Genomic DNA, 6,458 nt, shown 5'->3' with positions numbered 1-6,458 from the left:
GATCGACGTTGTCGTGCACCGAGAACGGCATGGTGGTGTTGGCGCCGTAGACCGAGCTCGAGCTGGCATAGACCAGGTGCTCGACGCCGTTATGGCGGCAGCCCTCCAGGATGTTGCCGAAACCGACCAGGTTGGTGTCGACATAGGCCGCCGGGTTCTCCAGCGAATAGCGCACGCCGGCCTGGGCCGCCAGGTTGACCACCCGCTCCGGGCGGTGTTCGCGGAACACCCGCTCCATCGCGGCGCGATCGGCGATGTCCTCGCGCACCTCGGTGAAGTTCGGGTGGTCCTGGGTGCGCGCCAGGCGCGCCTCCTTCAGCGAGACGTCGTAGTAGTCGTTCAGATTGTCGACGCCGACCACCTGGTTGCCACGCTCCAGCAGGCGCAGGCTCAGGGCGCTGCCGATGAAACCGGCCGAGCCGGTTATGAGTACTTTCATTTTGTTCTTTGTGTTGGTGTGTGTTGATTGATGGGGTGTTCGCGGGCGGCCCCGCTCCTACAAGTGCTTTGGATTCCGGCGATTTTCGGCGCTTTCGTCGTGGTGACGTATCAAGGGCTGCGGCGTTCCCGGAGACTGCCGCGTCGCTGCGCTCCTCGCAGTGACGGGGGTGTGTTCTTTGGCTTCCCGGGAGCCGCGCTGCCCCTCCGTCATCCCGGAAACCGCGGAGCGGTTATCCGGGATCTCGTGCGTCCGGGCGCCCCCACCGGTGGAGATCCCGGCTCTTCGCTTCGCTGCGGCCGGGATGACCGGGAAGGTGTGCCGGACGGGTCGTTGGTATGTGGGGTGGCCCGGGGCTCGCGGCCGGCTTTGGGCGGGGGCTTCGCCGCCAAGGCGGCTCCGGTTGGCGTTCACTATGGGTTGCGGATGAAGCCCATGGCTTCCAGCTTGAGCAGGATGCGGTGCGCGGCTTCGTCCGGGGCCATGTCGCGGGTATCGATACGCAGCTCGGGGTGCTCGGGTTCCTGGTACGGGTCATTGATGCCGGTGAATTCCTTGATGAGGCCGGCGCGAGCCTTGGCGTAGAGGCCCTTGCGGTCGCGCGCCTCGCAGGTCTCCAGGGGCGTGGCGACGTGGACCTCCAGGAAGCCGCCGTGCTGCTCGATGCGTTCGCGCACGCGGCGGCGCATGTCGGTGTACGGGGCGATGGGGGCGCAGATGGCGCAGCCGCCGTTCTTGGTGATCTCGCTGGCCACGTAGCCGATGCGCTGGACGTTGATGTCGCGGTGCTCCTTGGAGAAGCCAAGCTCGCTGGAGAGCTCCTTGCGCACGATGTCGCCATCCAGCAGCGTGACGGCGCGCCCGCCCAGTTCCATCAGCTTCACCCGCAGGGCGTTGGCGATGGTGGACTTGCCGGAGCCGGACAGGCCGGTGAAGAACACGGTGAAGCCCTGCTGGTGGCGCGGCGGGAAGGTGCGGCGCAGCTCCTGGACGACCTCCGGGTAGGAGAACCACTCGGGGATGTCCAAGCCCTCGCGCAGGCGGCGGCGGAACTCGGTGCCGGAGAGGTTGAGCACCTCCTCGCCCTCTTTCACCTCGTCGGCCGGGACGTATTCGGCACGGTCCTCGACGAAGCTCATGGCCTGGAACGGGACCATCTGGATGCCGATCTCGTCGGCGTGCTGCTGGATCAGTTCCTGCGCGTCGTACGGGCCGTAGAAGTCCTGGCCATCCGAGCCCGGGCCGGGGCCGGCGTGGTCGCGACCGACGATGAAGTGCGTGCAGCCGTAGTTGCGGCGGATAATGGCGTGCCACAGCGCCTCGCGCGGGCCGCCCATGCGCATGGCCAGCGGCAGCAGGCTGAGCTGGGTCGTCTGCTCCGGGGCCTGGCGCAGCACGTGCTCGTAGCAGCGCACGCGCACGTAGTGGTCCACGTCGCCCGGGCGGGTCATGCCCACCACCGGGTGGATCAGCAGGTTGGCCTCGGTCTGGCGCGCGGCCATGCGCGTGAGCTCCACATGCGCGCGGTGCATCGGGTTGCGCGTCTGGAAGGCGACGATGCGGTTCCAGCCGAGCTTGTGGAAGTACGCGCGCAGCTCCGCGGGGCTGTAGCGGTAGTTGCGGAAGTCGTAGTGCACGGGGGATTCGATGCCGTGCAGCGTGCCGCCCAGATACACGGGGCCGGAGCGGTTGAACAGCACGTTCACCGCCGGGTGGGCCTCGTCCGTGGTGGCGAACACCTGCCGGGCCTCGTGGGTCTTGTCCGGCGTCCAGCGGCTTTCGACGTCCATCACCGCCAGCATCACGCCCTCGGCGTCGCGCAGGGCGATGCGGGTACCGGGCGCGGCCTGCTCGGCGAAGGCCCCGCTCACGTCCAATGTGACCGGCATCGGCCACAACGTGCCGTCAGCCAGGCGCATGGTATCCAGCACGCCCTCGTAGTCCGCCTGCCCCATGAAGCCCGTCAGCGGCGAGAAGCCGCCGTTCAGCAGCAGCTCCACATCGCACGCCTGGCGCTCTGTCAGATCCCAGCTCGGGAAATCGCGCGCCTCGGCCTTCAGCTCGTTGGCTGCGGCCTCGCCCAGATAGCGATCACACAGCGTGCCGCCGTACGGTTCGATCAAATCCATGAGGGTATGTATTCCTGTCGTTTCATGTGTGTCTGCATTCATCAGGCCACGAATGGTACCGGCCCGGGACCCGCACCTGCCGTGGCTCGGGGACTTGCAGGAGCCGAGCCCCTCGGCGATTGGGGCGTTGGTCAGGCCCCATCGCCTAGAGGGCTGGGTTCCTACGGGGTGGGTGGCTCATCCGCGGGTTTGGCGTTTTGCACCTCGGCGCGGAGTTGTTCGATTTCGGTCATCAGGGCTTCGTGCTCGGCGCGTTTGCGCTGGAGCAGGCCGTACGCCAGGCGGGCCTTTTCCTGCAGGCCGTTCGGCGTGAGCTGGTACAGGTAGGCCGAGCGGTTGTCCGAACGCCGGAAGTTCTGAGCCTTGACCCAGCCGCGGTCGAGCACGGCCCTGAGCGCGTAGTGCGTCTTGCCCACCGACAGGCCCAGCGCCCGCGCGAGCTGGCGCTGGCTCATGTCCGGCTCGCGCTCCAGCAGGCGGAGCACTTCCAGATGAAGGTCTTCTGCAATCAATAGGTTATCGATTCGGTGGGCAGCGTTTGGGCACGCTACCGCCGGGACGGTGCACCCGGATTATTCGCGGGCCCGCCCTGAGGGAAGCTGCTGACTGTGCGTTCACCGGGTGAACGAAGGGCGAAAGTAGAGCATATCGGCCGGTCGCATGGCAATGGGACGGGCGCGCAAGAAAGGGCAACGGGAGGGATTGGTTTCTGCCGGCCCCATCGGGGCAGTCCCGCGGCTGGAGATCCCGGCTCTTCGCTTCGCTGCGGCCGGGATGACGGGGTCCGGTTACGGCCGGAATGACGGGGTGGGTGTAGCGTTCCGGCCGCTGGCTAACGCTGCTGCGTGTCGGCGCGGGGATACCGGCACGCGGTCAATGTGCAGACACCCAGTTTTGCACCTGCAGCCCGGGCACACGCTCAAAATCGCGCCCATTGTTCGTCACTAGTACGGTTCCTGTGGCCCGTGCGTGCGCCGCTATCAGAAGGTCGTTTGCGCCAATGGGGGCGCCAGCGTGTTCCAGCCCAGCCCGGATGTCTCCGTAATGGTCGGCTGCTTCTTCCGGCCACTCGCACACCTGCGTGAAAGCCAGAAAACGCTCCAATGCGGCCTCGCTACGCTCTTTCTGATGCGACCGGCAAACGCCGTAACGCAATTCCGCCAGGACGACGGCGGATAGGCCGACCTCCCCCACCGGCACGTGGCGTAACCGTTCGTGCACCTCGGGCGGCCGGCGTTTCATGATGTAGATACAGATGTTCGTGTCCAGCATATAGCGCATGGATCACAACGCCTCGCGATCCTGGGCCATTCGATCCTCGATCGAATCGGGAAAGTCGTCGGGCAGGGTCTCGGCAGGACCCAGGAAATAATCATCCCAGGACCGCGGCTTGGCCCGCAGGATCAATGCGTCCCCGCGCTTTTCGATGACCACCTCATCGGTATCGAACGTAAATCCCTTCGGCAGCCGTACGGCCTGACTGCGCCCATTCCGAAACAAACTGGCCGTGCGTCGCTTCATTATCTAGCCCCAAAATGGCTGCATATGCCTAAAGCATATCCCATCCAGCGGCGTGTTTCCAGGCCTCATCGCTCAGTGGGTCCGACTCATACAACCAGCGCGGCCTTCCGTCATCCCGGAAACCGCGTAGCGGTTATCCGGGATCTCGTGCGCCCGGGCTGGCCCCCGCCGGTGGAGATCCCGGCTCTTCGCTTCGCTACGGCCGGGATGACGAGGTGGGGTAGCGCTGCGCCGGGTGACGGGGCGTGTTCTTCGTCATCCCGGGAGCCGCGAAGCCCGGGGCCCGCCATCCTGGAAACCGCCCTGCCCCTTCGTCATCCCGGAAACCGCGGAGCGGGTATCCGGGATCTCGTGCGCCCGGGCTGGCCCCCGCCGGTGGAGATCCCGGCTCTTCGCTTCGCTGCGGCCGGGATGACGAGGTGGGGTAGCGCTACGGCCGGGATGATGAGCCAGGGGGCGCCCTCCGGCCGAGGTCGTGTGGCGCAGGGCCGCGAGGGCCGTGGGCAGTTGAATTGTAGGAGCCGAGCTTCTCGGCGATGGGGCATTGGTTAGGCCCGATCGCACAAGCGCGGTGCGTGCCCCTGCAGGGCAGAATCCGTGGTTATGTGGAGCTTAGAAAACGGGAAACGGTTTTTTCTCTGGCCGAACCGCCCCGGGTTCCCCGCAGCCCTCGGGCATTCATGAATCCAGGCGATTCAAAAGAAGATCGAGCGCGTTGGCCATGACAGGTACATCGTTGCACGCTGTGTTCCACACAATACGGTCATCAACCTTCGCATAGCCATGAATAAGAAGGTTTCGTAGCTCGACCGCTGCTCGTAGCTGCGGCACTTGCTTCGCAATCTCCGGATCGAGCTTATCCAACTGGCCGAGCGCTTCACCCAGGATCTCCAGCTGACGCTCGACAGCCGAGCGCATCAACGCATTATGAAGTTATGCATCCTCATTGGCATCGCCGATGAAGTCCGCGACGCGGCGGGCGGCTTCACGGGCATCCCACAAATAGGCTCGAGGATCACGCCGCATGGACCGATTCCCGATGCCTGTCGACCTCGGCCTGCACATAGGGGTTGGCCAAAGTCTCGGGGGTAATTAGATCGACCGGGCGCCCCAGGACGCGGCTCAGAGCGCTTCGAAACGCCAGAAACGGCTCGAGGGACGTGGCCGCTTCACTTTCCGGCGCAAACTCGACCAGGAAATCGACATCCGATCGGACGGGATCAAAATCGACAGCTCGTGCAGCGGACCCAAACACCTCCAAGCGCCGGACACCATAACGTCGGCAAATGGATTCAATCGCCTCTCGGTTCTGGTGAATCAGTGGATGCACGAACCGACCTCCTGCTCATAACATGATCTACATGATGCCTCGACAGGCAACGCGCTGCACACGCACGTGAGTCAAACACATCGGCCTATCCGGTCGCCCCGGGCCCCACACCAACCGCCCTCATCCCGGGATCCGCTGAGGGATCATCCGGGACCTCGTACGGCCGGGCGGCCCCACCGGCGGAGATCCCGGCTCTTCGCTTCGCTACGGCCGGGATGACGGGGTGGGAAGACGTACGGCCGGGATGACGGGGTGGGGTAGCACTGCGCCGGGTGACGGGGTGTGTTCTTCGTCGTCCCGGAAACCGCGGAGCCCCAAGGCCCGCCATCCTGGATACCGCCCTGCCCCTTCGTCATCCCGGAAACCGCGCCACCCCGCCGTCATCCCGGAAACCGCGGAGCGGTTATCCGGGATCTCGTGCGTCCGGGCTGCCCCCGCTGGTGGAGATCCCCGCTCTTCGCTTCGCTGCCGCCGGGATGACCGGGAAGGTGTGCCGGACGGGTCGTTGGTATGTGGAGTGGCCCAGGGCTTGCGGCCGGCTCTGGTGGGGGCTTCGCCGCCAAGGCGGCTCCTACACGGTGGGTGGCTCATCCGCGGGTTTGGCGTCTTGCACCTCGGCGCGGAGTTGTTCGATTTCGGTCATCAGGGCTGCGTGCTCGGCGCGTTTGCGCTGGAGCAGGCCGTACGCCAGGTGGGCCTTTTCCTGCAGGCCGTTCGGTGTGAGCTTGTACAGGTAGGCCGAGCGGTTGTCCGAGCGGCGGAAGTTCTGCGCCTTGACCCAGCCACGATCGAGCACGGCCCTGAGTGCGTAGTGCGTCTTGCCCACTGACAGGCCCAGCGCCCGCGCGAGCTGACGCTGGCTCATGTCCGGCTCGCGTTCCAGCAGGCGGAGCACTTCCAGATGAAGATCTTCTTCAATCAATAGGTTATCGATTCGGTGGGCAGCGTTTGGGCACGCTACCGCCGGGACGGTGCACCCGGATTATTCGCGGGTCCGGTCGGGCCCGCGCGCAAACATGACCATGCTTTGAAGAAGTCC

General features: G+C 65.6%; 8 protein-coding genes. All 8 read right to left on the bottom strand.

Translation table 11 applies throughout. From position 1 onward, the window contains the following. Positions 1-439 (bottom strand): GDP-mannose 4,6-dehydratase (locus D579_RS0113455; RefSeq protein ID WP_018952326.1); only part of this gene is annotated, 439 nt, incomplete at its 3' end. Between the two features lie 413 nt (positions 440-852). After that, the gene (locus D579_RS0113450; RefSeq protein WP_018952325.1) at positions 853-2,568 is read right to left on the bottom strand and encodes a bifunctional sulfate adenylyltransferase/adenylylsulfate kinase; all 1,716 of its coding nucleotides are present in this window, start codon (positions 2,566-2,568) and stop codon (positions 853-855) included. Between the two features lie 161 nt (positions 2,569-2,729). Next, entirely contained in the window at positions 2,730-3,080 is a 351-nt protein-coding gene (locus D579_RS0113445) for a MarR family EPS-associated transcriptional regulator (protein ID WP_018952324.1), read from the bottom strand. A gap of 361 nt (positions 3,081-3,441) precedes the next feature. Beyond that, the gene (locus D579_RS0113440) at positions 3,442-3,849 is read right to left on the bottom strand and encodes a type II toxin-antitoxin system VapC family toxin (RefSeq protein ID WP_018952323.1); all 408 of its coding nucleotides are present in this window, start codon (positions 3,847-3,849) and stop codon (positions 3,442-3,444) included. 3 nt (positions 3,850-3,852) lie between these two features. Continuing rightward, positions 3,853-4,089, bottom strand: coding sequence for an antitoxin (locus D579_RS0113435; protein ID WP_026287991.1), 237 nt, complete (start codon positions 4,087-4,089; stop codon positions 3,853-3,855). Between the two features lie 678 nt (positions 4,090-4,767). Beyond that, the gene (locus D579_RS0113430) at positions 4,768-5,007 is read right to left on the bottom strand and encodes a DUF86 domain-containing protein (protein WP_018952322.1); all 240 of its coding nucleotides are present in this window, start codon (positions 5,005-5,007) and stop codon (positions 4,768-4,770) included. A gap of 97 nt (positions 5,008-5,104) precedes the next feature. Beyond that, complete coding sequence (locus D579_RS0113420) at positions 5,105-5,419, bottom strand: nucleotidyltransferase family protein (protein ID WP_018952320.1); 315 nt, start codon at positions 5,417-5,419, stop codon at positions 5,105-5,107. Between the two features lie 571 nt (positions 5,420-5,990). After that, positions 5,991-6,341: a MarR family EPS-associated transcriptional regulator gene (locus tag D579_RS0113415; RefSeq protein WP_018952319.1), complete on the bottom strand. Its 351-nt coding sequence runs from the start codon at positions 6,339-6,341 to the stop codon at positions 5,991-5,993. Positions 6,342-6,458: the final 117 nt, after the last annotated feature.

Source organism: Thioalkalivibrio sp. AKL12, assembly GCF_000377925.1.
GTDB lineage: Bacteria > Pseudomonadota > Gammaproteobacteria > Ectothiorhodospirales > Ectothiorhodospiraceae > Thioalkalivibrio > Thioalkalivibrio versutus.
Note: the sequence above shows the minus strand (reverse complement) of the source record. Positions and strands in the feature narration are given on the sequence as shown.